The organism is Kitasatospora sp. NPDC088548 (genome assembly GCF_044753005.1).
Taxonomy (GTDB): Bacteria; Actinomycetota; Actinomycetes; order Streptomycetales; family Streptomycetaceae; genus Kitasatospora.
Genome location: NZ_JBIVMI010000021.1, coordinates 103034 through 124685, shown reverse-complemented (window position 1 = coordinate 124685; position 21652 = coordinate 103034). Strand labels below are relative to the sequence as shown.

Below are 21652 nucleotides of genomic sequence, written 5' to 3'. Positions count from 1 at the left end.
TGGACTCCTTCAGGCCCCAGGCACGCGCCATGCTCGATTCGGCGCCGGCGGACCACCCCGAACTCCTGGCCCGCCTGACGGACCGACACCGCGGCCCCGCCGCCGGGCCGGTGTCAGCCGGTGAACGCGCCGGCCCGGCGGCGGGAGCGGAGCACGGCGGCGGCGACGAAGCCGATCACCCCGGCGGCGAGCAGCAGCCCGCCCCCGCCGACCGCGGCCAGCGGGGCGACCAGGCCGACCGGCAGCGGCTCCGAGCCGCCGCTGTGCCAGACCACCCGCTCGCGGACGTCCGCGGCGGCGACGGTGCCCTGCTGGTCGTCGAGGAACATCCGGGAGTCGACCGATTCGGCGCGGTAGTCGCCGAGCAGGAAGACCCGTCCCGGCGGCACGGTCGCGGTGTACGCGGGGAAGTTCCCGTTGGGCGAGCCGTCGTAGGTGTAAGGCTCGGTCAGTGGCTGCCCGTTGACGGTGACCGGCCCGTCGGCGCGGCAGGTCACCCGGTCACCGCCGAGGCCGACGACCCGCTTGACGATCAGGCCCGACATGGTCCACGGCGACTCCACGAGGACGACGTCGCCCCGCCGTACCTCGGAGGCCCGCACCGTCTCGGTGAGGATCCGGCCGCCCGGCTTCAGCGTCGGGCTCATCCCCCCGCTCTGCAGGGTGCGCGGCGAGTAGTCGAACGCCACCAGCACCAGCCCCAGCACCGCGGTCAGCAGCCCCGCCGCCGCCACCCCGGCCGATGTCCAGAGCGGCCACCGCTTCGGCCGTCCGGATCCCGGTCCCGTGACCAGCGCCATGCGTCGCTCCTCTCGCACCGCGCGGACACCCCGCGCGATCGCGGGACACCTTAGCGGTCGTGATCGCGGGACGCCTCAGCGCTCGTCGGTCAGGCCGAGCCGCAGGTGGTCCACGTGGTAGACGGCCTGGTCGAGGAGGGCGGCGACATGATCGTCGTGGAGGGAGTAGACGACCGAGCGGCCGCGGCGTTCGCCGACCACGAGGCCGAGGTTGCGCAGCAGGCGCAGCTGGTGGGAGCAGGCGGACTGCTCCATGCCGACGGCGTCGGCGAGTTCGGTGGCGGCGCGCGGGCCCTCGCGGAGTTCGGCGAGTATCAGCAGCCGGGAGGGGGTGGCGAGGGCCTGGAGGGTGCTCGCCACCTTGGCCGCGTTGGACGCGTCCAGACGCATCCGCGGCACGGCGTTCTCGGCGGTGGCGTGTCCCATGGGGGCATCCTACGGTGGCCGTGATGAATGAAAGCTTGTTCATGTGTTCCTGTATCGTGACGCCCATGTCCGCCACCGTGCTCACCCGTCCGGCCCCCGCCGCCCCCGCGGCACCGCAGCCGCGCCGCACCCGCGTGCTGGCCCTGCCCGAGGCGCGCTGGGCGGCCGCCGCCACCGTCGCCTTCCTGGCCGCGCTCGCCGTCCACCTGCCCGGCGGGCCCGCCTGGGCGTACGGCCCGCTGTACGCCGTCGCCTACCTCGCGGGCGGCTGGGAACCGGCCTGGGCCGGACTGCGGGCGCTGCGCGGGAGGACCCTGGACGTGGACCTGCTGATGGTGGTCGCCGCGCTCGGCGCCGCCGCCATCGGACAGGTGCTGGACGGTGCGCTGCTGATCGTGATCTTCGCGACCAGCGGCGCCCTGGAGGCACTGGCCACCGCCCGCACCGCCGACTCCGTCCGCGGCCTGCTCGACCTCGCCCCGGCCACCGCCTGCCGGTTCACCGCCGACGGCCGGGAGGAGACCGTCCCCACCGCCGAACTCGCCGTCGGCGACACCGTGCTGATCCGCCCCGGCGAGCGGATCGGCGCCGACGGCCTGGTGCTGGACGGCCGCAGCGACGTCGACCAGGCCACCATCACCGGTGAACCGCTGCCCGCGGCCAAGGCCCCCGGCGACGAGGTGTACGCCGGCACGCTGAACGGCGCCGGCGCGCTGCGCGTCCGCGTCGGGCGCGACGCCGCCGACACCGTGATCGCCCGGATCGTCGCCCTGGTCGAGGAGGCCTCCGAGACCAAGGCGCCCACCCAGCTCTTCATCGAGAAGGTCGAACAGCGCTACGCCGCCGGCCTGGTGGCGGCCACCCTGCTGCTGTTCGCCGTCCCGCTCGCGTTCGGCGCGGAGCTGACCGGCACCCTGCTGCGCGCCATGACCTTCATGATCGTCGCCTCGCCGTGCGCCGTGGTGCTCGCCACCATGCCGCCGCTGCTCTCCGCCATCGCCAACGCCGGACGGCACGGCGTGCTGGTCAAGTCGGCGGTGGTGATGGAGCGCCTCGGCCAGGTGGACGCGGCCGCCCTGGACAAGACCGGCACCCTCACCGAGGGCACCCCCCGGGTCACCGAACTGCGCCCGTCGGCCGGCCTCACCGAGGACGAACTGCTGGCCCTCGCGGCCGCCGCCGAGCACCCCAGCGAGCACCCGCTGGCCCGCGCGGTGGTCGCCGCCGCCCGCGAGCGCGGCCTCGCCGTCCCGGCCGCCGCCGACTTCGTCTCCACCCCGGGCGTCGGCGTCCGCGCGGTGGTCGGCGACGCGGTGATCGCGGTCGGCGCGCCGGGCCCGCACCGCGCCCACCCGCAGGTCGTCGAACTGGAGGAGGCCGGCCGCACCGCCGCCGTGGTGCTGCGCGACGGCGAACCCGTCGGCGTCCTCGGTCTCGCCGACCGCCCGCGCGAGCAGGCCGCGGCCGCCGTACGGGGCCTGGCCGCGCTGACCGGGCGGCCCCCGGTCCTGCTCACCGGGGACAACCCGCGCGCCGCCGCCCGGCTGGCCCGGGAGGTCGGCCTCACCGACGTCCGGGGCGGGCTGCTGCCGCAGGACAAGGTGGCCGCCGTCCGTCAACTGGCCGACGGGGGCCGCCGGGTGCTGATGGTGGGCGACGGCGTCAACGACGCGCCCGCGCTGGCGGCCGCGCACAGCGGCATCGCGCTCGGCCGGGCGGGCTCGGACCTCGCGCTGGAGACCGCCGACGCGGTGGTGGTGCGCGACGAACTGACCGCCGTCCCGGCCGTGGTGGCGCTCTCCCGGCGGGCCCGCCGGCTGGTGGTGCAGAACCTGGTGATCGCCGGGGCGTTCATCACCGCCCTGGTGGTCTGGGACCTGGCGGGTACGCTGCCACTGCCGCTCGGTGTCGCCGGGCACGAGGGCTCCACCGTGCTGGTCGGCCTCAACGGCCTGCGGCTGCTGCGCGAACGGGCCTGGCAGCGGGCCCTGGAGAACGAGTAGGGCCCTGGACCACGAGGAGAGCTGATCCGATGAGCCGTCGAGACCGCGAGCGCAGGCCGGCGCCCGCAGCCCCGGTGACCGTCACCGTCTGCCGGGGCTGCTGCTGCGGCACCCAGGAGAAGCACCCGGGCGTCGACCACGCCGGCCAGTACGAGCGGCTGCGCGAGGCGGTCGGCGCCGCCGGCAAGGTCCGGGCGGTGAAGTGCCTGGACGCCTGCGCGCAGTCCAACGTCGTGGTGGTCGGCCCCTCCGGCGAGGGCCGGCTGGCGGGCGGCCGCCCGGTCTGGCTCGGCTGGGTGCTGGCCGAGGACATGATCGACGAGATAGCCGAGTGGGTGCACGCCGGTGGCCCCGGCCTGGCCGACCCGCCCGGTCTGCTGGACCTCCAGCAGATCACCGTCTCCCGCCGGGTCCGCGACGGTCTCCCGGGCTGATCCGGACCGCGCCGCCGGGCACTACCATTTCCAGCAGTGCCGGCATGGGAGGAATGACGACGTGACCACGGTCTGCCGCATCTGTGCGGGCACCGGCCGCACCGCCGGCCTCAGCTGCCGCACCTGTCAGGGCACCGGCACCACCGAGGTCGGCGGCGGTGGCGGCAACTGCTTCCTCTGCGACGGCACCGGCGTCTACGTCCGTTACCGCGTCGACGCCACCGGCGCCAAGCACGCCTACCGCGACGAGATCTGCCGCACCTGCGACGGCACCGGCAACCGGGCCCCCTCCACCTGGGACGACCCGGCCTCGTAGACGCCTGCCCGTGCCACGGCCGCGAGCCGGCGCGCCCGGCGGCGCACCGCGGCAGGGGGAACGGGCGGTCCTGGTGCGTCGGCAGCGGTCAGGGCGAGATCCCCAGGTGCCGCAGGCCGCCCAGGAGGTGGGTGCGGAAGGCGGGGTCGGCGTAGGCCTCGGGGGAGTGGCCGAGGGAGGTGTAGAAGGTGGGGGCGCCGTCGTGTTCGCCGCACCAGGCGAGCGGGTGGGCCGGGCCCCGGCCCATGGTGGCGCCCCGGTAGTCGGCCTCGTCGACGGTGAGCAGGACGCGGGCGCCGTTCTCGCGCGGGTCGGAGCGGAAGTCGTACCACTCGTCGGTCCACTCCCAGCGGGCCGGCAGATGGGCGGTGGCCGGGTGGCCGGGGTCGGCGACGCGGACGGGGGCGGCCTGGATCGGCGGGTGGCCGGCGAAGCGGGCGCCGACCAGGCCCTCGAACCAGGGCCAGTCGTACGCGGTGGTGGACGCCGCGTGCACGCCCAGCCAGCCGTGACCGGCGGTCAGGTGGGCGCGCAGCGCGTCCTGGCCGGCCTCGTCGAGGACGTCGCCGCCGGTGGAGAGGAAGACCACGGCCGCGTACCGGCGCAGCGCGTCCGGCCGGAAGGCCGCCGGGTCCTCGGTGGCGTCGGCCGTGAAGCCGTGCCGCTCGCCGAGTTCGCGGAAGGCCCGGGCGCCGTCGACGGCCGAGGCGTGCCAGAAGCGCAGGTTGCGACTGTAGATCAGGATCCGGGTCATGACGGATGATCCTGCCAGGTACGCATACGCACCGGCCCTTTACCGAAGCATGGTCGAACGTTGGCGTTCGACTGACCGGCGCGCTGCGGCTCGTTCACCGCGCGTCCGCGTGCGGTCAACGCGTCGCTGGAAGAGTCCCGCCCATGGATATTCCGAACATGGGCGTGCCCGCGAAGCTCGCCGACCGCATGAGCATGGCCGAGCAGCACGAGTACCTGCGGGCCCGTCACTCCCGCCGCCGGATGCTGCGGGCCGGCGCCGTCACCGTCGGCGCGCTGGCGGTGGGCGGTGCGCTGGGCACCGGCACCGCGACCGCGGCGCCGGCCGGCCCCCAGCTGCTGACGGGCGGTGTGGCGGACGGCATCGACGGTTCGCTGGTCGCCCCGATCGGGCGTCACCTCTCCTTCGGGCCGGAGCCGGACACCCAGTTCCGGGTCTCCTGGCAGGTCCCGGCCCCGGTGAAGAAGCCGTACCTGCGCTTCGGCAAGCAGCCGTGGGACCTCAGCCACAAGGTCCAGGCCGAGGTGCGCGCCCTGCACACCCCCGCGCTGACCCCGACCGGCCAGCCGGTGGACCAGTACTACCTGCACGTCGCGCTGGAGGACCTGCAGCCCGACACCACCTACTACTACGGTGTCGGCCACCAGGGCTTCGACCCGGCCTCGCAGCAGGCGATCTCCACCCTGAGCACCTTCCGCACCGCGCCCTCGCGCGACCACCGCTGGGGCAAGGTGTACGAGCCGTTCACCTTCACCGCCTTCGGCGACCAGGGCGTCAGCTCGCACGCGGCCGGCAACGACCACATCATCCTGGCCCAGAACCCGGCCTTCCACCTGCACGCCGGCGACATCTGCTACGCCGACCCGGCCGGCTCCGGCCAGGACTCGGACAAGACCTCCTACAACGCCCGTACCTGGGACGCCTTCCTGGCCCAGACCGAGACGGTGGCGTCCAAGGTGCCGTGGATGGTCTCCTACGGCAACCACGACATGGAGGCCTGGTACTCGCACAACGGCTACGGCGGCGAGAACACCCGCTTCTTCCTGCCGGACAACGGCCCGGACCCGCGCACCGTCCCCGGCGTCTACACCTTCCGTTACAAGAACGTCGGCGTCATCTCGCTGGACGCCAACGACGTCTCCTACGAGATCCCGGCCAACCTGGGCATCTCGGCGGGCAAGCAGACCAAGTGGCTGCAGCGCACCCTGAAGGACCTGCGCAACGACGAGACCATCGACTTCGTCGTGGTCTTCTTCCACCACTGCGCCTTCTCCACCACCCACCAGCACGCCTCCGAGGGCGGTGTCCGCGAGGCGTGGGTGCCGCTGTTCGAGAAGTACCGGGTGGACCTGGTGATCAACGGCCACAACCACGTCTACGAGCGCACCGACGCGATCCTCGGCAACAAGGTCTCCAAGGCGGTGCCGAGCGGCGCCACCATCGAGCCGGCCACCGACGGCGTGGTGTACGTGACGGCGGGCGCGGCCGGCCGCAGCCTGTACTACTTCGACGCGCCGGACACCTACGAGGGCCACGAGAAGCGGCTCGACTCGGTGAACACCTACCACTTCGCCAAGGGCGGCGTGAAGGTGACCGAGACGGTCGAGTGGTCCCGGGTGCGCTACACCGGTTACTCCTTCATCAAGGTCGACGTCACCCCGGCCCACCTGGGTCAGAAGTCGGCCATGAAGGTGACCGCGCTGGCCGAGGACGGCACGCAGGTCGACCACTACACGATCCTGCGCAAGGTCGGCGAGGGCTGGGACAGCACCACCGACGACGACGGCCACGGCGGTGGCTGGGGCTGGTAACCGGCCCTGCGGGGAAGCGTGTTGACGGGCCCCGGCGCCGAAGGGGAGCCCCCGGTGCCGGGGCCTCAGCGCCGGGGCCCGTACATGATGACGGCGACCCCGGCCAGGCAGATCAGTGCCCCGGCGACGTCGTAGCGGGTGGGCCGGAAGCCGTCCACCGCCATGCCCCAGAGCAGTGAGCCGGCCACGAACACCCCACCGTACGCGGCCAGCACCCGGCCGAAGTGGCTGTCCGGCTGGAGCGCGGCGACGAAGCCGTAGCCGCCGAGCACCACCACGCCGACCCCGGCCAGCCACCACGGCCGGGCCTCGCGCACGCTCTGCCAGATCAGCCAGCAGCCACCGATCTCGGCGAGCGCGGCGAGGGCGAACAGGGCGACGGAACGCAGCACGGTCATGGACGCCGAGCCTACGTCGTCGGTCCCGGGCCGCCGGAACCGCGCCGGCCGGGCCGGTCCGCTCAGACCTGCCGGTACGTGGTGAGGAAGCGGCCGATCCGGTTGATCGCCGTCTCCAGGTCGTCGGCCCGGGGGAGGGTGACGAAGCGGAAGTGGTCCGGGCGCGGCCAGTTGAAGCCGGTGCCCTGGACGACGTGGATCTTCTCGCGGAGCAGCAGGTCCAGCACGAACTGCTCGTCGTCGACGATCCGGTGCACCGCCGGGTCGAGCCTGGCGAAGGCGTACAGCGCGCCCTTGGGCTTGACGCAGCTGACGCCGGGGATCTCGTTCAGCGCCTTGAACGCGACGTCCCGCTGTTCGGCCAGCCGGCCGGTGGGCAGCACCAGGTCGTTGATGGACTGGTGGCCGCCGAGCGCGGCCTGCACCGCGTACTGGGCGGGGACGTTGGGGCAGAGCCGCATGCCGGAGAGCATGGTCAGGCCCTCCAGGTAGTCGGAGGCGTGCTGCTTCGGCCCGGAGACGACCAGCCAGCCGCTGCGGAAGCCCGCCACCCGGTAGGACTTGGAGAGTCCGTTGAAGGTGAGGGTGAGCACGTCGTCGGCGAGCGCGGCCAGGCAGTGGTGCTCGGTGCCGTCGTAGAGGATCTTGTCGTAGATCTCGTCGGCCAGCACCATCAGCTGATGGCGGCGGGCGAGGTCGAGGATGCCCTCCAGCAGCTCCTTCGGATAGACCGCGCCGGTGGGGTTGTTGGGGTTGATGACGACGATGGCCTTGGTGCGGGCCGTGATCCTGGACGCGATGTCGTCGAGGTCGGGGTACCACTCCGCCTCCTCGTCGCAGGCGTAGTGCACCGCCTTGCCGCCGGCGAGCCGGATCACCGCCGTCCAGAGCGGGTAGTCGGGCATCGGGACGAGCACCTCGTCGCCGTCGTCCACCAGGGCGGTGACGGCCATCTGGATCAGCTCGGAGACGCCGTTGCCGAGATAGACGTCGTTGACGGTGACCCCGTCGACGCCGCGCTGCTGGTAGTACTGCACCACCGCGCGCCGGGCCGGCAGGATGCCGCGCGAGTCGCTGTAGCCGTGCGCGTTGGGCAGGTTGCGGATGATGTCCTGGAGGATCTCTTCGGGCGCCTCGAAGCCGAACGTGGCCGGGTTGCCGGTGTTCAGCCGCAGCACGCTGTGCCCGGCCTCCTCCAGCGCGTTGGCCCGGTCGACCACCGGGCCCCGGATCTCGTAGCACACGCCTGTCAGCTTGCTGGACTGCCGAAACTCCATCTGCGGCCTCCCGACCCGTCACCCGCCGTGGCCGTACGCGCCACCGGCGCGCCGTCCTGGTTGCTTTGTTCTACCAAGTAAGCACTTGGAAAGTCCAACCTTTTGGCTATGCTGATCCACATGTCACGCCGAAGCTACGACCAGTACTGCGCCGTCGCCCGCGCCCTGGACGCGGTGGGGGAGCGCTGGAGCCTCCTGATCGTCCGTGAACTCCTCGCCGGCCCGCGCCGCTACACCGACCTGCACGCCGACCTGCCCGGCGTCTCCACCGACATCCTCGCCGCCCGCCTCAAGCAGCTGGAGGGCGAGGGCCTGGTGACCCGCCGTCGGCTCGAACGACCCGCCAACGCCACCGTCTACGAGCTCACCGGGCGCGGCGCGGCACTGCGCCAGGTCGTCGACGCGCTCGGCACCTGGGGCCTCGACGCGCTCGGCGAGCAGCGGCCGACCGACGCCGTCCGGGCGCACTGGGTCACCCCGCCCGCCGACGACCGGGCGGCGCAGCGGAATTCGGCGGACACCGCGGTGCCGGCCGGTTAGGGTCCTGCCGGTGACGTCCCACGAACTCGCCCAGGTCAACATCTCCCGGATGCTCGAACCCATCGACAGCCCCCTGCTCGCGGGCTTCGTCGCCGCCCTCGGGCCCGTCAACGCGCTCGCCGACGAGGCCGACGGCTTCGTCTGGCGACTCACGAGCGACGAGGGGTACGCGACCGGCTTCCGGATCTTCGACGACGAGTGGCTGCTGGTCAACCTCTCGGTCTGGCGCGACCCCGAGGCCCTGGACGCCTTCGTCCACCACTCCGAACACCGGGCCGTGATGCGCCGGCGCCGGGAGTGGTTCGCCCGGCCCGCCGAGGCGATGACCGCGCTCTGGTGGGTCCCGGCCGGCCACCGTCCCACCCCGCAGGAGGCCCAGCACCGCCTCACCCTGCTGCGCACGGACGGCCCGACCCCGGCGGCCTTCACCATGCGCCGGCCCTTCGCCCCACCGGCGGGGTGACCCCGCCTCCGCCCCGCCTCCGCCCAGGAGTTCAGGAACGCCTGGTCCGGAACGACGACGTCCCGCCCGCGCGGGTGCGTGGGCGGGGCGGAGCGTGTCGGGCCGGTGGGTCAGCCGCGGGCGTTCTTACGGCGGCGGGCGACGAGGACCGCCACGCCACCGAGGGCGATGGCGGCGGCGCCGGTGACGGCGAGCGGCACAGTGCTGGAGCTGCTGCCGGTTTCGGCGAGGCGGCCGCCGGTGGCGGTCGTGGTGCCGGTGCCGGTGCTGCGGGCACCGGCCGGGACGACGGCGCCGGTGGCGGTCGAGGTCGCGGACGGCGAGGCGGACGGGGAGGCGGACGGGGAGGCGCTCGCGGTGGGCGAGGTGCTCGCCGACGGGGAGGCCGTGGCGGTCGGCTCGTCGCGGAAGGTGACGAGACTGGTGGACGATCCGGTCAGCCGGTTGCAGGTGTACTTCACGTTGGTGGGGCCGGCCCCGTACGGGAGCACCTCGGAGGCGCCTGAGACGGAGAGGGTGTAGCCCTGGGCCTTCGCCGCCGGGTCGGCGGAGATCCGGAGCACCACGGTGAACATCTCTTGCGACGGGATCTTGTGGTGACCGAGGGACACCGACCCGGTGGCGGAGTCCGGTGTGACCGGGGCCCAGACGGTGTCGCCCTGGAACTTCACCCCGATCTCGGGCGGGACGGCCCCCGTCGCGCTCCTGATCACGGCGGTGATCCGGAAGTCGGTGAGCGTCGTCGAGCTGCTGTTGAAGAAGGAGACGGCCATGTCCCGGGTGGATCCGTCGGTGCCGAGGGTGACGCCGTGGACCGGCATGCCCTCCTCGCGCACGTACATGCAGCCCTGGGGCAGGGTGGGGGTGGCCGTCGGGGTGGCCGTGGCGGACGGCGTGGTGGTGTCCGAGGGCGTGGCGGTGGCGGTGGCGGACGGGGTGTCCGTCGCCTCGGCGGACGGCGTGGTGGTGACAGGCGCCGACGCCGTCGCAGAGGGGCTCGGTGTGGCGTCGTCGGCGAAGGCGCCGGTGGTCCCGGAGACCATCGCGCTCGCAGTGAGCACGAACAGGGCGGCGGTGGCCGTCAGACGGGAGGTGCGCACGATCACGGCTCCGGCTGTGAGAAGTGATGGGGATGAAGGTCTGATGAGAGGACGTACGAATGATGCGAACGGTTGTACGTGCTCGTCACCCGATCCCCGGAGCAGTCGTCAGCTGTGCGCGCCGATGGGTGCGGGATCGGGCGGCGATCTGCGCGAAGGTGTGGTCGCGCTCATCGTCTCCTGGGCGGTGGTCGCGGCCGCGTTCGCCGTCCACGTCCACCACTTCGTCCACAGCTGCACAGCGGAGGAGGAGGTGCCCGCCGAGCATCTGCGGCGCCGCGGCCGGCACCCCCGTGGCCTGCCGTCGCGGACGCCACCGGCGTGGTGGGGTGGCAGGGCGCGGGCCGAAGCGAGCCGCCGGGAGGGGCGCGCGTACCATCGTCGGGTCATGGAGAACGCCACCCACACCGCGCCCGCCAAGCCCACCGCGCCCACCGCGTACGCCAGTTACGTCGCCATCGGGGACTCCTTCACCGAGGGCATGTGCGACGACCTGCTGCCCGACGGCCACTACCGGGGCTGGGCCGACCGCGTCGCCGCCCGGCTCGCCGCCGAGCGGCCCGCCGAGGAGTTCCGGTACGCCAACCTCGCCGTCCGGGGCAAGCTCATCGGCCAGATCCACGACGAGCAGCTGGCCCCCGCCACCGCGCTGCGCGCCGACCTCGTCACCCTGGCCGGCGGCCTCAACGACGTCCTGCGGCCGCGCTGCGACATCGACCGGATCGAGGACCTGCTCGGCCGCTCCGCCACCGCGCTGCGCGCCACCGGCGCCACCGTGGTCCTGTTCACCAGCACCGACCCCACCCGCCGGATGGCCGGCAGCGCCCGGCTGCTCCCCGCCATCCTGCGGATGAAGGCCTTCGTGCACGAGCTGGGCCAGGACCGGGGCATCGCCGTGGTCGACCTGTTCGCCGCGCCCTGCTTCGACGACCGCCGCCTCTGGGCCGAGGACCGCCTGCACCTCTCGCCCGAAGGCCACCGCCGGGTCGCCGAGGGCGTGCTGGAGGCCCTCGGCCGCCCCGCCGCCTTCGACTGGCGCGCCCCGCTGCCGGCCGCCGCCCCGCCCGGCCGTACCGAGAAGCTGGCCGCCGACGCCCGCTGGCTGCGCACCCACGTCGGCCCCTGGATCGGCCGCCGTCTCACCGGCCGCTCCTCCGGCGACGGCCGGCCCCCGAAGCGCGCGGAGCTGCTGCCGTACGAGCCGTCCGAGCCGTCCGAGCCGTCCGAGTCGTACAAGTCGTCCGAGCCGTACGGGGGCTGAACCGGAGGGTCACCGCCCGGGATCCGGCAGCCGCCGGCCGAAGGGCATCAGGTCCCGCTCCCAGCCGGGTGGCCCGGCCGGCGCGGCGGCGGCCTCCGGGGCTCGCAGCAGACCGCGGTGGCGCAGCAGCTCACGCCGTTCGGCGGGTGTCAGCAGCCGCTCCTCCGGGCTGAGGTTCGCCGGGTGGTCCGGGTGGAGGTCCGGGCTGCCGTCGATCGGGCGGTCCTCCGCCACGTTGAGCAGATCGCCGGCCGGGGTCCGGTAGTCGAGGCGGAGGTCGGTGCACCACTGCGAGTTGCTGCCCCACCCGTGGGAGAGGTCGACCGTCGGCCGGTGGCGCCGCCGGAAGGCCCAGTAGAGCGGCGGGCGGTCGGCGACGCCGCGCTGGGTGTGCTCCACTCCGGCGCGGACCCGGACGCCGGCCCGGCCGAACAGCAGTCGGCCCAGCCGAAGGCCGGGCCGGACCACCCCGGTGAGCTCGATCGGCGTGCCCGGGTCGTCGGCCTGCTCGACCTCGCCGATCTCGTGCCGGAACGGGTCGAAGCCGCCGTCCTTGAACGAGGTCATGCCGAGCGCGGTGAACAGGCCGAGGTACTCGTCCTCCGAGAACCCGAGCCACGGGCCCGGGGCATCGACCCCGTCGCCGGGCGGCTGGAAGGAGAGCAGCAGCAGGTCGCTGACCGCCTCGTACGCCTCCGGCCCCTCGTACGCCGTCAGGGCCTCGTACAGCCCGCGCGCTCCCACCTCGATCGCCATGCCCGGAGCCTGGGGTCTGTGGTCGGCGCGCAGGCGGGAGTTCGACGACGGCCCCAGGACGCGGACGTCCGAACGGGCCGGCCGCTCAGCCGCGGAAGAGGTTGTGGCCGACGTCGCTCGGCACCTCGTCCTGGTAGCCGGTGCTGTCCGGGCCGGGGACGTGCTCGCCCGGGACCGGTTCGGTGCTCTCGTGGTGCAGCAGCACCACGCCGTCCTCGGCCCAGATCTGCCGGTAGCCGTGCGCCAGCAGCAGCTCGATCCGGGCGGCCTGCTCGCGGTCGGTCTTGAACGGGAACGCCCGCTTGTCGGAGCGGATCAGCACGTACTCCCGGCCGCGCGGGGTGCCGTCCACCAGGACCACGTCGGTCCGGGCGGTCAGCCGCGGGGCGGCCTGGTTGTCGGCCTCGACCGTCGCGCCGTCCGGGATCTGCGCGGCGCCCCGGATCAGCGCCGCCTCGCTCGGCTTCGGCTGCCAGTAGGCGGGGACGAACAGGTTCGCCACCCCGAGCGGCAGCGCGGCCGCGACCGTCACGGCGGCGGCCGCCACCCCGAGCCGCCGGGTGCGCACGCTGCCGTGGCAGCGGCCCAGTACCTCCAGCGCCGCGACCAGCAGGATCGGCCAGAGGAACGCGTCGTAGTGCCGGGCGATCGACCAGTGGTTGGGGTTGCTGGAGAGTACCCGCTCCGCCAGCAGCGGCACCGCGCACAGCACCGTCGCGGAGCGCAGCGGCAGGGCGAACAGCGTGCCGAAGAGCCAGAGCAGCAGTAGCGGCTTCAGCGGCGCGTCGAACATCGACGAGACGAGGATCGTCGGGTTGGACAGCACATGGGAGACGGCCGAGCCGCCGTCCTCGCCGAGCGAATCGTAGTTCCAGTAGTAGCCCGGCACCCCGCCCATCGCGGGCACCAGCCAGGCGATCGCGACCACCGAGGCGAGCGGCCCGCCGAGCAGGAAACCGGCACCCCAGCGGACCGTCCGCCGGCGCCGCGCGGTGTCCTCGTCCCTGCGGCCGCGCAGGATCAGCACCAGCCCGTAGGCGCCGACCGCCAGTCCGAGGTCCTCCTTGGTGCAGCAGAGCAGCAGGGCGGCCAGTGCGGCCGTGCCGTACCGGCGGGCCAGGCCGCGCTCCAGCATCAGCAGGGTCAGCGGCACCGCGAAGGCCACCTCGTGGAAGCCGCCGCGCGAGGCCACCAGCAGCGGCCAGCCCAGCCCGTACGCCAGCGCCGCCAGGTCGGCGGCGCGGCGGGCGGTGCGCGGGTCGGCGTCCGCGAAGCAGTGGTCGGCGACCCGGCGGATCAGCGGGACGCCGGCCGCGAAGAGCAGCGCCTGGCCGATCAGCAGCGAGCGCGGGTCGTCCCAGATCCAGTAGAGCGGCGCCATCAGCGCGATCACGGGGGAGAAGTGGTCGCCGAGGAGGGAGAAGCCCGGGGGGAACTCGTGGTGGAAGCTCTTCAGCGTCGACACCGGCAGGCCGAGGTTCGTGTAGCCGCGCACACCCTGGTCGAAGATGCCGAGGTCGAAGCCGCCCAGCTGGGCGGTGGTCCACTGCTGCGCGCCGATGGCGAGGCAGACGGCGAAGCAGAGCAGGGTGAACCCGAGGGTGCGGGTGCGCGCCGAGAGGCGCGGGGCCGAGGCCGTCACGGGCGCGGCGGGCGGGTCGTCCCTGGTGCCCTCGGCGTCCGGGTGTGCCGTGACGTCGTGCCGGGACATTCCTGCTCTCCTCCTGCGTCCGGGGCGGGATCGGCGGACCGAACCGACACCGGCCGACCACACTAACGGACTACGGCCGGGACTCCGCCGGTTCCCGGCCGCCCCTGCGGCCCCGGCCGCCCAGGGCCCGCGAGCGGGATCGGCACGCTCCACATCGGTACGCTCTACTGCGGACCCGGGCCGGCCGGGCGCCGCAGTACGGAGGACTCACAGGTGACCGACAGCACGAGCACTGGCACGAGCGGTGGCACCGGCGCGAGCCCGGGCGTGGCCCTGGCGGCGGACTGCGGGAGCTGCTTCGGGCTGTGCTGCGTGGCGCTGCCCTTCGCGGCCTCCACCGACTTCGCGGTCAACAAGGCCGCCGGCACCCCGTGCCGCAATCTGCGGACCGACTTCAGCTGCGGCATCCACGTCCAGCTGCGGGACCGCGGCTTCCAGGGCTGCACGGTGTACGACTGCTTCGGAGCCGGTCAGCGCGTCTCCCAGGTGACCTTCGGCGGCCGGAGCTGGCGCGAGGCGCCGGAGGACGCGCAGGGGATGTTCGACGTGTTCCCGGTGGTGCGGCAGCTGCACGAGCTGCTCTGGTACCTCACCGAGGCGCTGACCTTCGCCCCCGCCCGACCCGTGCACGCCGAGCTGCGCCGGGTGCTGGAGGAGACCGACCGGCTCGCCCAGGGCAGCCCGGCCGAGATCCTCGCGGTGGACGTGCCGGCCCACCGGCAGCGGGTGAGCGAGCTGCTGCTGCGGGCCGGCGAACTCGTCCGGGCCGCCGTCCCGCGCCGCCGTGAGCACCGGGGGGCCGACCTGTTCGGCGCCCGCCTGCGCGGCGCGGACCTGCGGGGCGCCAACCTGCGTGGCGCCCTGCTCGTCGCCGCCGACCTCGGCGGTGCGGACCTGCGGCTCGCGGATCTGATCGGGGCCGACCTGCGGGACGCCAACCTGGCGGGTGCCGACCTCACCGAGGCCCTCTTCCTCACCCAGGCCCAGCTCAACGCGGCGCGCGGCGACGCCTCCACCCGGCTTCCGTCCGCCCTCACCCGGCCCGCCCACTGGCCGGACACGGCTGCCGGGGCCGCCCCGGCGGCCGAGCGCAGCCGGCCCGGCAAGCCCCAGAGCGGCCGTCCGGCCGGGCGCACCGGCAGGCCGCGCCGCCGCTGAGCGACCGCCGTTGAGGGACTGCGGCTGAGTGACTACCGGGAGCGCTTGCTGCCCGTGCCGTTGTCCGTGCCGTCGGGGATGCTGTTCGCGCAGGGGGCGACGGCGGACAAGGAGCGGGCGATGCGGTTCGACGACGAGGCCGTGCGGGTGGCGGGCGGAGGAGCGCCCGATCAGCCGGCGATGCCCTGGGAGCGGTTCTGGCAGCTGATCGACGGGCTCGGCGGCGCGGCCGGGACCGCGGACTGCCAGGGTTTCGATGACGCCTGCGCCCGGCTGACCGAAGTCCTGGCAGAGCGGCCGCTGGAGGAGATCATCGGCTTCGGCGAGCGGCTCGCCGAGGCCCTGTACCGGCTGGACCGGGAGGACTTCGGCAGGCTGCCCGTGCTCGGGATGGAGCTGCCCGACGGCTCGCCGTTCCCCCAGTCGGACGACGGCTTCCTGTACGCGCGGGCCGCCGTGGTGGCCGCCGGCCGAGAGGTGTACGAGGACGTCCTCGGCCACCCCGAGCGGTTCGCGCCGTTCACCGCGAGCTCGTGCGAGTCGCTGCTGTACGTGCACGAGGAGGCGTTCGAGCTGGTGACCGGGGCGGAGTGGGACCGCCCGACCCGCTACGACTACGAGTCCTGCTCGAACCGGGAGGGCTGGCCCGGGCGCTGACCCCGGGGCCCGGCGGGAGGACCGGAATGGGAAGTCGGCCCCGTCGACTTCCCATTCCGGGGTAGGGGGCCTGCTCAGGCGAGGACGCGCAGTTCCACCGCCGGGCGGCGGCGCAGCAGGGCGCAGGCCGCGCCCGCGAGCAGGGTGAGCGCCACCAGGGTGAGCGCCTGCGGGGAGTCCCCGGGGTGGAGCGGCCAGGCCCAGGGCTGCGGTCCGCCGCCCCGGCGCCAGCCCGCGGCGGAGCAGAGCAGCGGGACGACGGCGACGGCCGCGGCGGCCGGGCGGTGGCCGATCAGCGGGTGCAGCAGCAGCGCCAGACCGGTGTACCCGGCGATGTTGCGGCCGAGGACGAGTGCGAGGTCGCCCTGTCCGGCCGCGCAGACGAGCACGCCCGCCAGTGCGCCGACGGCCGCGACCGCGAGGGCGAGCCCGGTGTCCAGCCCGCGCAGGAACCGTCCGGCCACCGCCTCCGTCCGCAGGTCGCCCCGGCCTAGCCCGTGCAGCAGGTAGACCGCCGGGAACAGGGTGACGAGGTGCGCGACCAGGAAGTGCCCGGCCTGGCCGCGCAGCGCGGGCACCGGCAGCTCGCCGTCGCCGATGAGCAGGCCCACCGCGAACGTCCCGGCCAGTGCGGCGGCGATGGCCGGCACCGAGCGGGCCTTGCTCCACCAGATCACCGGTCACCGCCGTCGGCGAGCGCGGCCGGTGCGGGCGGGGTCAGCGCGGGTGGCGCGTCGCAGCGCCGCATGGCTTCCGCATTCCGCTGGTACCAGTTGAGTTGGGCCTCCGGAGGGAGCCGCAGTACCTGTTCGGCGAGGGCCACGTCCGCCTCCCCGAACCGTCCGTCCGCAGGGTGCGGCGCGCTGCCGGGTGCTGCCTTCGCGGTGAGCCAGGCGGTCACCGGTCCGGCGGCCACGCCGGCCGGGTACGAGTCCCCGTGCAGGGCGCACGCGGGGACGCGGGGGACCAGCCCGCCGACCACGCCCGGCATCACGTCCGCCGCCCTGGCGGTGGTCGGGATACCGAACTTGGCCTCGCCAGGGCCTGGTTGGGCCGCCATGGTGAGCACGCCAGGCACCGGTACGCCCCCGGAGGCCAGGGTGGTGACGACCCGTCGGGCCTCCTCGCGGACCGCGCCCGAGCGGGCCCCGCCCAGTTCGGGCCAGAGGCAGATCCTCGGCCGTTCGCCGTCACAGACCAGCGCACTGGCGGGCCGGGCGAGGACGGGCGTCGGGCCGAGGTCCTGGGCCAGGTACGCGGCGAGGCCGATCCCGCCGGCCGTCACCGCCAGCCCGGTGGCGAGCGCGATCGGGGCACCGCGCCGGCGGATCACCAGGACGGCCGCCGCGGACACCGCGCCGGAGAACGCCAGCGCGCTCAACACGGCACGTTCGTCCAGGACCTGATCCACCGAGCAGCAGTCGGAGAGGCCGCCGCCGACCAGGTGCCGCAGCCAGAACTCGTCGAAGGAGGCCGGATAGGCGTTCAGGACGAAGCTGCTGATCAGCGCGAGCGGCACGGCGAGGACGGACGCCAGGACCCGCCCGACGATCGACCCGACCAGGGTGTTCGCGACGAGCAGCCCGGCCCAGACCGCGAGGACGCCGGGCTGCGGCACCCCGGAGGCCGTGCCGCCGGCCAGCGCCGTGCTGCCGAGCGCGGCGGCCATGCCGAGCGCGCCCATCACGGCCACCGGCAGCAGGACGGGCGCGGTGATGGTGAGGGGGGACCGCACCGGCGAGTGGTCGAAGACCCGCCCCCGGTGCAGCCGGCCCGCCTCCCAGGCGCCCGCGGCCGCGCAGGCCGCGCAGACGAAGGGCAGGGCGAAGGTCGCGTGCCCGGCGGCGGAGAGCCCGTAGGCCGGGGTGACCCAGGCGGTGAGGTCGTCGCCGAGGGCGACCAGGACGAAGCCGACGAGGAACGGCAGCGCGCGGGTGGCGGCGGAGGTGCGCAGAACGGTGCGCAGCAGCATGGTCAGGCCTCCCGTTCGACCAGCCGCGTGTACGCGGCCTCGGCCCGCTCGCGCGGCGAACCGCTCGCCCCGGCGGCGAGCGCGTGGAACTCCTCGGTGCCGCCCTGGAAGCGGACTTCACCCTGGTCCAGCACCACCACGTGCCGGTAGGTGTCGGCGAGGTCCTCGGTCTGGTGGGTGGAGACGATCACATGGACCTCGTCGGCCAGGTCCTCGACCAGGCTGCGGAACATCCCGCGCTGGGCCGGGTCGAGCCCGGCGGTCGGCTCGTCCATCAGGATCAGTTCGCTGTGGTGGGCCAGGCACCCCGCGATGCCCATCCGGCGCAGCTGGCCGCCGGACAGCTGGTGACCGCCGCGGTCGGCGAGCTGGGCGAGCCCGACCCGCTCCAGCGCGCCCGCCGAGGCGTGCCAGGCGGCCCCGCGCGACATGCCCTTGAGCCAGCCGGAGTACGCGACCTGCTCGCGCACGCTGAGCCCGGGCACCGGGGTCACCTGTTGCGGCAGCCAGGCCACCGCCCGCCGGTAGGCGGCCAGTTCGCCGCGCCCGGTGGCGGTCCGGCCGCGCCAGGAGACCGAGCCGTGGCCCGGCGTCAGCTGGGTGGCGGCCAGGGCCATGAGAGTGGACTTTCCGGCGCCGTTCGGCCCGAGCAGGACCGTGGCCGGATTGTCGATCCGTAAGGCGAGGCCGGTGAACAACTGGGCCTTCTGGGTGTACTGGAAGTCGACGCGGTGGAATTCAAGGGTCATGGCGGGGGCTCGACGCATTTCGCTCGGTGAGGTGGCGGGTCCGGGATCCGGGGTTCGGGGTCCGGAGCCGGGATCCCGGTCCGGGATCCGTGAGGGGAGAGCGGAGGAGCGGGGAGCGTCCGGGGTGTTCCGGCGGGAGGGGGCTTCCGCCGGAACACCCCGGACGCCCGTCGCGGGCGGTGGCCGGGGTCAGTACCGGACGCTCACCGAATCCACCCAGAGCTTGCCGCCGGAGCGCACCCCCTCCAGTGCGAAGTAGTAGTCGCCGGCGCTCTGGTCCCCCCAGGCGGACAGATCGCAGTGGTTCAGCCGGTAGCCGTAGGCCTTGTCGGGGCCGAAGACGTCCTTGTACAGCTGGAGATCGGCGTTCTTGAAGTCGTTGTTGTCGGTGGTGCAGCCCTGGAACGCCACGGTGGTGACGGTGTCGTCCCGGTCGCTGTCCCCCCAGCGGCGGGACTCCGAGCCGGGCCCCCAGTTGCTGATGTGGGACGTCCAGGAACCCTCCGCCAGGGCCGGCGTGGCCCCCGCGAACCCGAGCATCGCGGCGGCCACCAGAATGCCGCGAACGAGCTTGCGATTCTTTGCGTGCATATTCGTCCGATCTTTTCGGTGACGCCGTGCGGGCGCCATGCAGGCAAAAAGAAATGACCGGCGGTTCGACTACCGAGCTCACCCCGGTCGGACGATCCCCCCGCCGGGGAAGACATTAGCGTGCACGAACCGGCGGGGAGCACCATTTATTTCGGCCATTCGGCAGGCCTTGCCGCAGGATCGTTCGCGCGCAAGAGGGCGGACGAAAATGATCGCAGATTTAGCGTGTTCGATTGATTGCAGCATGACGGGTCGGAAAATGTCGCTGTTTGATCGAAATGGCTGACTGCTTGTGTCCGTTCGAGCTGGGCGCCGAGCGCCGGTCTGGCTGGTTCCCGACCCCCGGTCGGCTATCCGGTCAGCAGTCGGGCGCGCAGCTCGCCGATCAGGTCGTCACCGAGGCCGAGTGTGTCGGTGACATAGGCGTGGACGGAGCCGTGCGCGGCGGTGAGGTCGGCGAGAGCCAGCCGGATCACGGTCTCGGGGGCGCGCCCGAACCCGGGCCAGCGGAGCTCGCGGCCGGGGTTGGCGGCGTGCCACCGCGCGACCAGCCGGGGCGTGGCGAGTTCGGTGAGCGCGAAGTCGGCGGCTATGTCGTCCTCGGAGACGCCGAGGAGGGAGAGGACCAGCGCGGCGATCAGGCCGGTGCGGTCCTTGCCGGAGGCGCAGTGGAAGACCAGCGGTTCGTCGGCGCCGGCGATCAGTTCCAGCACTCGGCGGATCTCCGCCCCCCGTCCTCGGCGACCTCGGCGAAGCGGTCGGCGAGATAGCGCCAGGGATCGAGGGCCGGGTCGATCTCGGCCTGGTCGTACGGGCGGTGCTCGATGGAGAGGTTGTGGTAGCTCAGGCCGTCCAGCTCCGGCACGCGGCCCGTGCGGGCCGTCTCCCACGGGTAGCGGAGGTCGATGACGGTGCGGACGCCGAGCGCCCGGAACCGTTCGAGATCGGCGGGCGAGCCGAGCCGGCCGAGCGAGTCGGCGCGGTAGAGGCGCCCCCAGCGGACCGACCGGCCGTCGGAGGCGGAGTAGCCGCCCAGGTCACGGAAGTTGTGCAACTGGTCGAAGACGATGTGTCGTGTCATGCGCGCACTCTAGGGCGTCGCCGTGGCCGCCCGGCGGCATGCGGCTGCCCCGGACCGGGTGGTGGTCCGGGGCAGCCGGGGGCGGGCCGGGTCAGCCCACGTGGCCGGGGCTGATGCCGGTCTCGGTGAAGTTGCCGCCGACGCCGTTGGCGCCGATCGCCAGGGCGGCGCTGAGGAAGGAGGCACCGCCGGGGCCGAAGTCGACGTCGGTGAGCTGGGCGGCGCTGCCGTTCGGGCCGACGGCGAACGCGCCCTGGTCGAAGTTGGCGTTGGGGACGGGGGAACCGTCGTGAGCCGAGGCGATGGTCGCCCCGCCGATGACCAGCGGGAGCGCGATGGCGGAGACGGCCAGGACGCGGTGCACAGTGCGCATGAGGAAAAGCCCTTCCAGGCATTGAAGGTGATGGTTCGGTCGGCCGCCGTGACGAAGCGGCCCTTCACCATCAACACACGCGCGCTCACGCACTGCCACCGGAGGCGGGCGTCCGGGGGGCAAGGTCACCCGGACGGCCACACGGCGCGGGGGCGCCCCCGCGCCGTGTGGCCGCGGTGTCACTCGGGCAGGCCCTTGAAGCTCGGCAGGATCGCCTTCATGGCCGTGTCGGTGTCCTCCTCGGCGTCGGCCTCACCGTAGACGGCGTTCCACGGTCGTGAGACCTCCAGGGCCTCGACCAGGATCCGGCCGTTGATGCCGTACCGGATGACCTGGGTGTAGGTCGGCGTGGAGGCGCCGGCCGTGGTCAGGTCGGCCGTGCTGGTCACCGCGAGTCCTTCGCCCCCTTCGCCCAGGGTGGGGCGGGCGGTGGTCCCGACCGGAGTGTCCTTGGCCCCGGAGGCCGTGACGGTACGGGTCTCGCAGGCCCGGGCGGCCGCCGCCAGCTCGGCGAACACCTTCTGGGCGTCCGGCTTCGGCGGCAGCAGGTACGCCCGCACCTGGAGGCCGTTCGTGTATTCGCGGATCAGCGCCGAGTAGCGCACGCCCAGGCCCACGGTCGGCCGACCGGTCTGACCGCCTCCGGTCGGGGTGAGGCTGCCGCTCTTCTCCGGCACCTCCAGACGGCACGGCGACACTTGCACCGGCTTTGTCCGGGAGGTGTAGTCGATGCCCGCGCCGTGCAGGCCGGCCAGCCCGGGCACGTAACCGGACTGCAGGATCTGCGCGATGTGCCGGGCGTTCAGGTCCGGGTGGTCCGAGGCCGGATCGTCCGCGGGGGCGGTGGTGCTGGACGACGAGGCGGAGCCGCCCGCCGAGCAGGCCGCCAGGAGAAGCGCTCCGGCGGCCAACACCACTGGAATCAAACGGCGTTCGGTCGTCTGCATGGCTCGCACCGTACCGTCCCGGCGGGCCCGGAGGGAGGCGATCGGCCGCACTGGCCGGCAGCGGCCCGTGCGGG

The 21652-nt window shown here is 73.9% G+C and carries 22 protein-coding genes and 2 pseudogenes; 9 read left to right on the top strand and 15 right to left on the bottom strand.

From position 1 onward, the window contains the following. Positions 1 to 113: 113 nt before the first annotated feature. Both lepB and ACIP82_RS25435 read right to left on the bottom strand, forming a co-directional pair. Entirely contained in the window at positions 114 to 800 is a 687-nt protein-coding gene (lepB, locus tag ACIP82_RS25440) for a signal peptidase I (RefSeq protein ID WP_400656518.1), read from the bottom strand. Between the two features lie 75 nt (positions 801 to 875). Continuing rightward, complete coding sequence (locus ACIP82_RS25435) at positions 876 to 1226, bottom strand: metalloregulator ArsR/SmtB family transcription factor (protein ID WP_363613611.1); 351 nt, start codon at positions 1224 to 1226, stop codon at positions 876 to 878. Positions 1227 to 1291: 65 nt separating this feature from the next. On the opposite strand from ACIP82_RS25435, the gene ACIP82_RS25430 reads away from it, so the two are divergent. The 3 genes from ACIP82_RS25430 (at position 1292) to ACIP82_RS25420 (ending at position 3979) form a co-directional block, all read left to right on the top strand. Next, positions 1292 to 3229 (top strand): heavy metal translocating P-type ATPase, encoded by a 1938-nt coding sequence (locus ACIP82_RS25430; protein WP_363613609.1) that lies wholly within the window; start codon positions 1292 to 1294, stop codon positions 3227 to 3229. A gap of 29 nt (positions 3230 to 3258) precedes the next feature. Further along, on the top strand, positions 3259 to 3663 hold the full coding sequence (locus ACIP82_RS25425) for a (2Fe-2S) ferredoxin domain-containing protein (protein ID WP_363613607.1): 405 nt from the start codon (positions 3259 to 3261) through the stop codon (positions 3661 to 3663). Positions 3664 to 3724: 61 nt separating this feature from the next. Continuing rightward, positions 3725 to 3979, top strand: a complete 255-nt coding sequence (locus tag ACIP82_RS25420; RefSeq protein WP_363613605.1) for a hypothetical protein — start codon at positions 3725 to 3727, stop codon at positions 3977 to 3979. Positions 3980 to 4067: 88 nt separating this feature from the next. Here ACIP82_RS25420 and ACIP82_RS25415 read toward each other — a convergent pair whose 3' ends face one another. Then, positions 4068 to 4733: a ThuA domain-containing protein gene (locus ACIP82_RS25415; RefSeq protein ID WP_400656514.1), complete on the bottom strand. Its 666-nt coding sequence runs from the start codon at positions 4731 to 4733 to the stop codon at positions 4068 to 4070. A gap of 143 nt (positions 4734 to 4876) precedes the next feature. Between ACIP82_RS25415 and ACIP82_RS25410 the strand changes: the two genes are divergently transcribed. Then, the gene (locus ACIP82_RS25410) at positions 4877 to 6544 is read left to right on the top strand and encodes a metallophosphoesterase family protein (protein WP_363613601.1); all 1668 of its coding nucleotides are present in this window, start codon (positions 4877 to 4879) and stop codon (positions 6542 to 6544) included. A 65-nt stretch (positions 6545 to 6609) separates the two neighbouring features. On the opposite strand, the gene ACIP82_RS25405 is transcribed toward ACIP82_RS25410, so the two are convergent. Then, a complete protein-coding gene (locus ACIP82_RS25405) occupies positions 6610 to 6942 on the bottom strand; it encodes a YnfA family protein (protein WP_363613599.1) in 333 nt (110 codons plus the stop codon). A gap of 62 nt (positions 6943 to 7004) precedes the next feature. Then, positions 7005 to 8219 (bottom strand): pyridoxal phosphate-dependent aminotransferase, encoded by a 1215-nt coding sequence (locus tag ACIP82_RS25400; protein ID WP_363613597.1) that lies wholly within the window; start codon positions 8217 to 8219, stop codon positions 7005 to 7007. Between the two features lie 120 nt (positions 8220 to 8339). On the opposite strand from ACIP82_RS25400, the pseudogene ACIP82_RS25395 reads away from it, so the two are divergent. Further along, a pseudogene (locus tag ACIP82_RS25395) lies at positions 8340 to 8702 on the top strand (winged helix-turn-helix transcriptional regulator); the annotation flags it as partial. Between the two features lie 67 nt (positions 8703 to 8769). Then, positions 8770 to 9222 carry a DUF3291 domain-containing protein gene (locus ACIP82_RS25390; RefSeq protein WP_400656511.1) on the top strand — a complete coding sequence of 151 codons (453 nt, stop codon included), beginning with the start codon at positions 8770 to 8772 and terminating at the stop codon, positions 9220 to 9222. Between the two features lie 110 nt (positions 9223 to 9332). Here ACIP82_RS25390 and ACIP82_RS25385 read toward each other — a convergent pair whose 3' ends face one another. Beyond that, complete coding sequence (locus ACIP82_RS25385) at positions 9333 to 10322, bottom strand: LPXTG cell wall anchor domain-containing protein (protein ID WP_400656509.1); 990 nt, start codon at positions 10320 to 10322, stop codon at positions 9333 to 9335. Positions 10323 to 10710: 388 nt separating this feature from the next. On the opposite strand from ACIP82_RS25385, the gene ACIP82_RS25380 reads away from it, so the two are divergent. Then, positions 10711 to 11583, top strand: coding sequence for an SGNH/GDSL hydrolase family protein (locus tag ACIP82_RS25380; RefSeq protein WP_400656558.1), 873 nt, complete (start codon positions 10711 to 10713; stop codon positions 11581 to 11583). A 9-nt stretch (positions 11584 to 11592) separates the two neighbouring features. Here the strand turns inward: ACIP82_RS25380 and ACIP82_RS25375 are convergent, their stop codons facing one another. Both ACIP82_RS25375 and ACIP82_RS25370 read right to left on the bottom strand, forming a co-directional pair. Beyond that, a complete protein-coding gene (locus tag ACIP82_RS25375) occupies positions 11593 to 12339 on the bottom strand; it encodes a hypothetical protein (RefSeq protein WP_400656507.1) in 747 nt (248 codons plus the stop codon). A gap of 85 nt (positions 12340 to 12424) precedes the next feature. Next, a complete protein-coding gene (locus ACIP82_RS25370) occupies positions 12425 to 14050 on the bottom strand; it encodes a DUF2079 domain-containing protein (protein WP_400656505.1) in 1626 nt (541 codons plus the stop codon). A gap of 213 nt (positions 14051 to 14263) precedes the next feature. Here ACIP82_RS25370 and ACIP82_RS25365 point away from each other — a divergent pair, with 213 nt between their 5' ends. Next, entirely contained in the window at positions 14264 to 15208 is a 945-nt protein-coding gene (locus ACIP82_RS25365; protein WP_400656503.1) for a pentapeptide repeat-containing protein, read from the top strand. A gap of 54 nt (positions 15209 to 15262) precedes the next feature. After that, complete coding sequence (locus ACIP82_RS25360; protein WP_363613587.1) at positions 15263 to 15865, top strand: DUF4240 domain-containing protein; 603 nt, start codon at positions 15263 to 15265, stop codon at positions 15863 to 15865. Between the two features lie 74 nt (positions 15866 to 15939). On the opposite strand, the gene ACIP82_RS25355 is transcribed toward ACIP82_RS25360, so the two are convergent. From ACIP82_RS25355 to ACIP82_RS25325, 7 genes and pseudogenes are all read right to left on the bottom strand, one after another. Further along, positions 15940 to 16542, bottom strand: a complete 603-nt coding sequence (locus ACIP82_RS25355; protein ID WP_363613585.1) for a hypothetical protein — start codon at positions 16540 to 16542, stop codon at positions 15940 to 15942. Beyond that, positions 16539 to 17837, bottom strand: coding sequence for a hypothetical protein (locus ACIP82_RS25350; RefSeq protein ID WP_400656500.1), 1299 nt, complete (start codon positions 17835 to 17837; stop codon positions 16539 to 16541). Before ACIP82_RS25350 ends, ACIP82_RS25355 begins: the two co-directional genes overlap by 4 nt. Before the next feature lie 2 nt (positions 17838 to 17839). After that, the gene (locus ACIP82_RS25345) at positions 17840 to 18586 is read right to left on the bottom strand and encodes an ATP-binding cassette domain-containing protein (RefSeq protein ID WP_363613581.1); all 747 of its coding nucleotides are present in this window, start codon (positions 18584 to 18586) and stop codon (positions 17840 to 17842) included. Positions 18587 to 18775: 189 nt separating this feature from the next. Further along, positions 18776 to 19177 (bottom strand): hypothetical protein, encoded by a 402-nt coding sequence (locus ACIP82_RS25340; protein ID WP_363613579.1) that lies wholly within the window; start codon positions 19175 to 19177, stop codon positions 18776 to 18778. Positions 19178 to 19527: 350 nt separating this feature from the next. After that, positions 19528 to 20258: pseudogene (locus tag ACIP82_RS25335) on the bottom strand (tyrosine-protein phosphatase). A 91-nt stretch (positions 20259 to 20349) separates the two neighbouring features. Continuing rightward, positions 20350 to 20631, bottom strand: coding sequence for a hypothetical protein (locus tag ACIP82_RS25330; RefSeq protein ID WP_363613575.1), 282 nt, complete (start codon positions 20629 to 20631; stop codon positions 20350 to 20352). 179 nt (positions 20632 to 20810) lie between these two features. Continuing rightward, positions 20811 to 21578, bottom strand: a complete 768-nt coding sequence (locus tag ACIP82_RS25325) for a hypothetical protein (RefSeq protein WP_400656497.1) — start codon at positions 21576 to 21578, stop codon at positions 20811 to 20813. Positions 21579 to 21652 lie beyond the last annotated feature (74 nt).

Excerpts from the sequence above, each read along its gene's own strand:
- lepB (WP_400656518.1), bottom strand. The coding sequence starts at position 800 with ATGGCGCTGGTCACGGGACCGGGATCCGGACGGCCGAAGCGGTGGCCG.
- ACIP82_RS25435 (WP_363613611.1), bottom strand. The coding sequence starts at position 1,226 with ATGGGACACGCCACCGCCGAGAACGCCGTGCCGCGGATGCGTCTGGAC.
- ACIP82_RS25430 (WP_363613609.1), top strand. The coding sequence starts at position 1,292 with ATGTCCGCCACCGTGCTCACCCGTCCGGCCCCCGCCGCCCCCGCGGCA.
- ACIP82_RS25425 (WP_363613607.1), top strand. The coding sequence starts at position 3,259 with ATGAGCCGTCGAGACCGCGAGCGCAGGCCGGCGCCCGCAGCCCCGGTG.
- ACIP82_RS25415 (WP_400656514.1), bottom strand. The coding sequence starts at position 4,733 with ATGACCCGGATCCTGATCTACAGTCGCAACCTGCGCTTCTGGCACGCC.
- ACIP82_RS25410 (WP_363613601.1), top strand. The coding sequence starts at position 4,877 with ATGGATATTCCGAACATGGGCGTGCCCGCGAAGCTCGCCGACCGCATG.
- ACIP82_RS25405 (WP_363613599.1), bottom strand. The coding sequence starts at position 6,942 with ATGACCGTGCTGCGTTCCGTCGCCCTGTTCGCCCTCGCCGCGCTCGCC.
- ACIP82_RS25400 (WP_363613597.1), bottom strand. The coding sequence starts at position 8,219 with ATGGAGTTTCGGCAGTCCAGCAAGCTGACAGGCGTGTGCTACGAGATC.
- ACIP82_RS25380 (WP_400656558.1), top strand. The coding sequence starts at position 10,711 with ATGGAGAACGCCACCCACACCGCGCCCGCCAAGCCCACCGCGCCCACC.
- ACIP82_RS25375 (WP_400656507.1), bottom strand. The coding sequence starts at position 12,339 with ATGGCGATCGAGGTGGGAGCGCGCGGGCTGTACGAGGCCCTGACGGCG.
- ACIP82_RS25370 (WP_400656505.1), bottom strand. The coding sequence starts at position 14,050 with ATGTCCCGGCACGACGTCACGGCACACCCGGACGCCGAGGGCACCAGG.
- ACIP82_RS25350 (WP_400656500.1), bottom strand. The coding sequence starts at position 17,837 with ATGCTGCTGCGCACCGTTCTGCGCACCTCCGCCGCCACCCGCGCGCTG.
- ACIP82_RS25345 (WP_363613581.1), bottom strand. The coding sequence starts at position 18,586 with ATGACCCTTGAATTCCACCGCGTCGACTTCCAGTACACCCAGAAGGCC.
- ACIP82_RS25340 (WP_363613579.1), bottom strand. The coding sequence starts at position 19,177 with ATGCACGCAAAGAATCGCAAGCTCGTTCGCGGCATTCTGGTGGCCGCC.
- ACIP82_RS25330 (WP_363613575.1), bottom strand. The coding sequence starts at position 20,631 with ATGCGCACTGTGCACCGCGTCCTGGCCGTCTCCGCCATCGCGCTCCCG.
- ACIP82_RS25325 (WP_400656497.1), bottom strand. The coding sequence starts at position 21,578 with ATGCAGACGACCGAACGCCGTTTGATTCCAGTGGTGTTGGCCGCCGGA.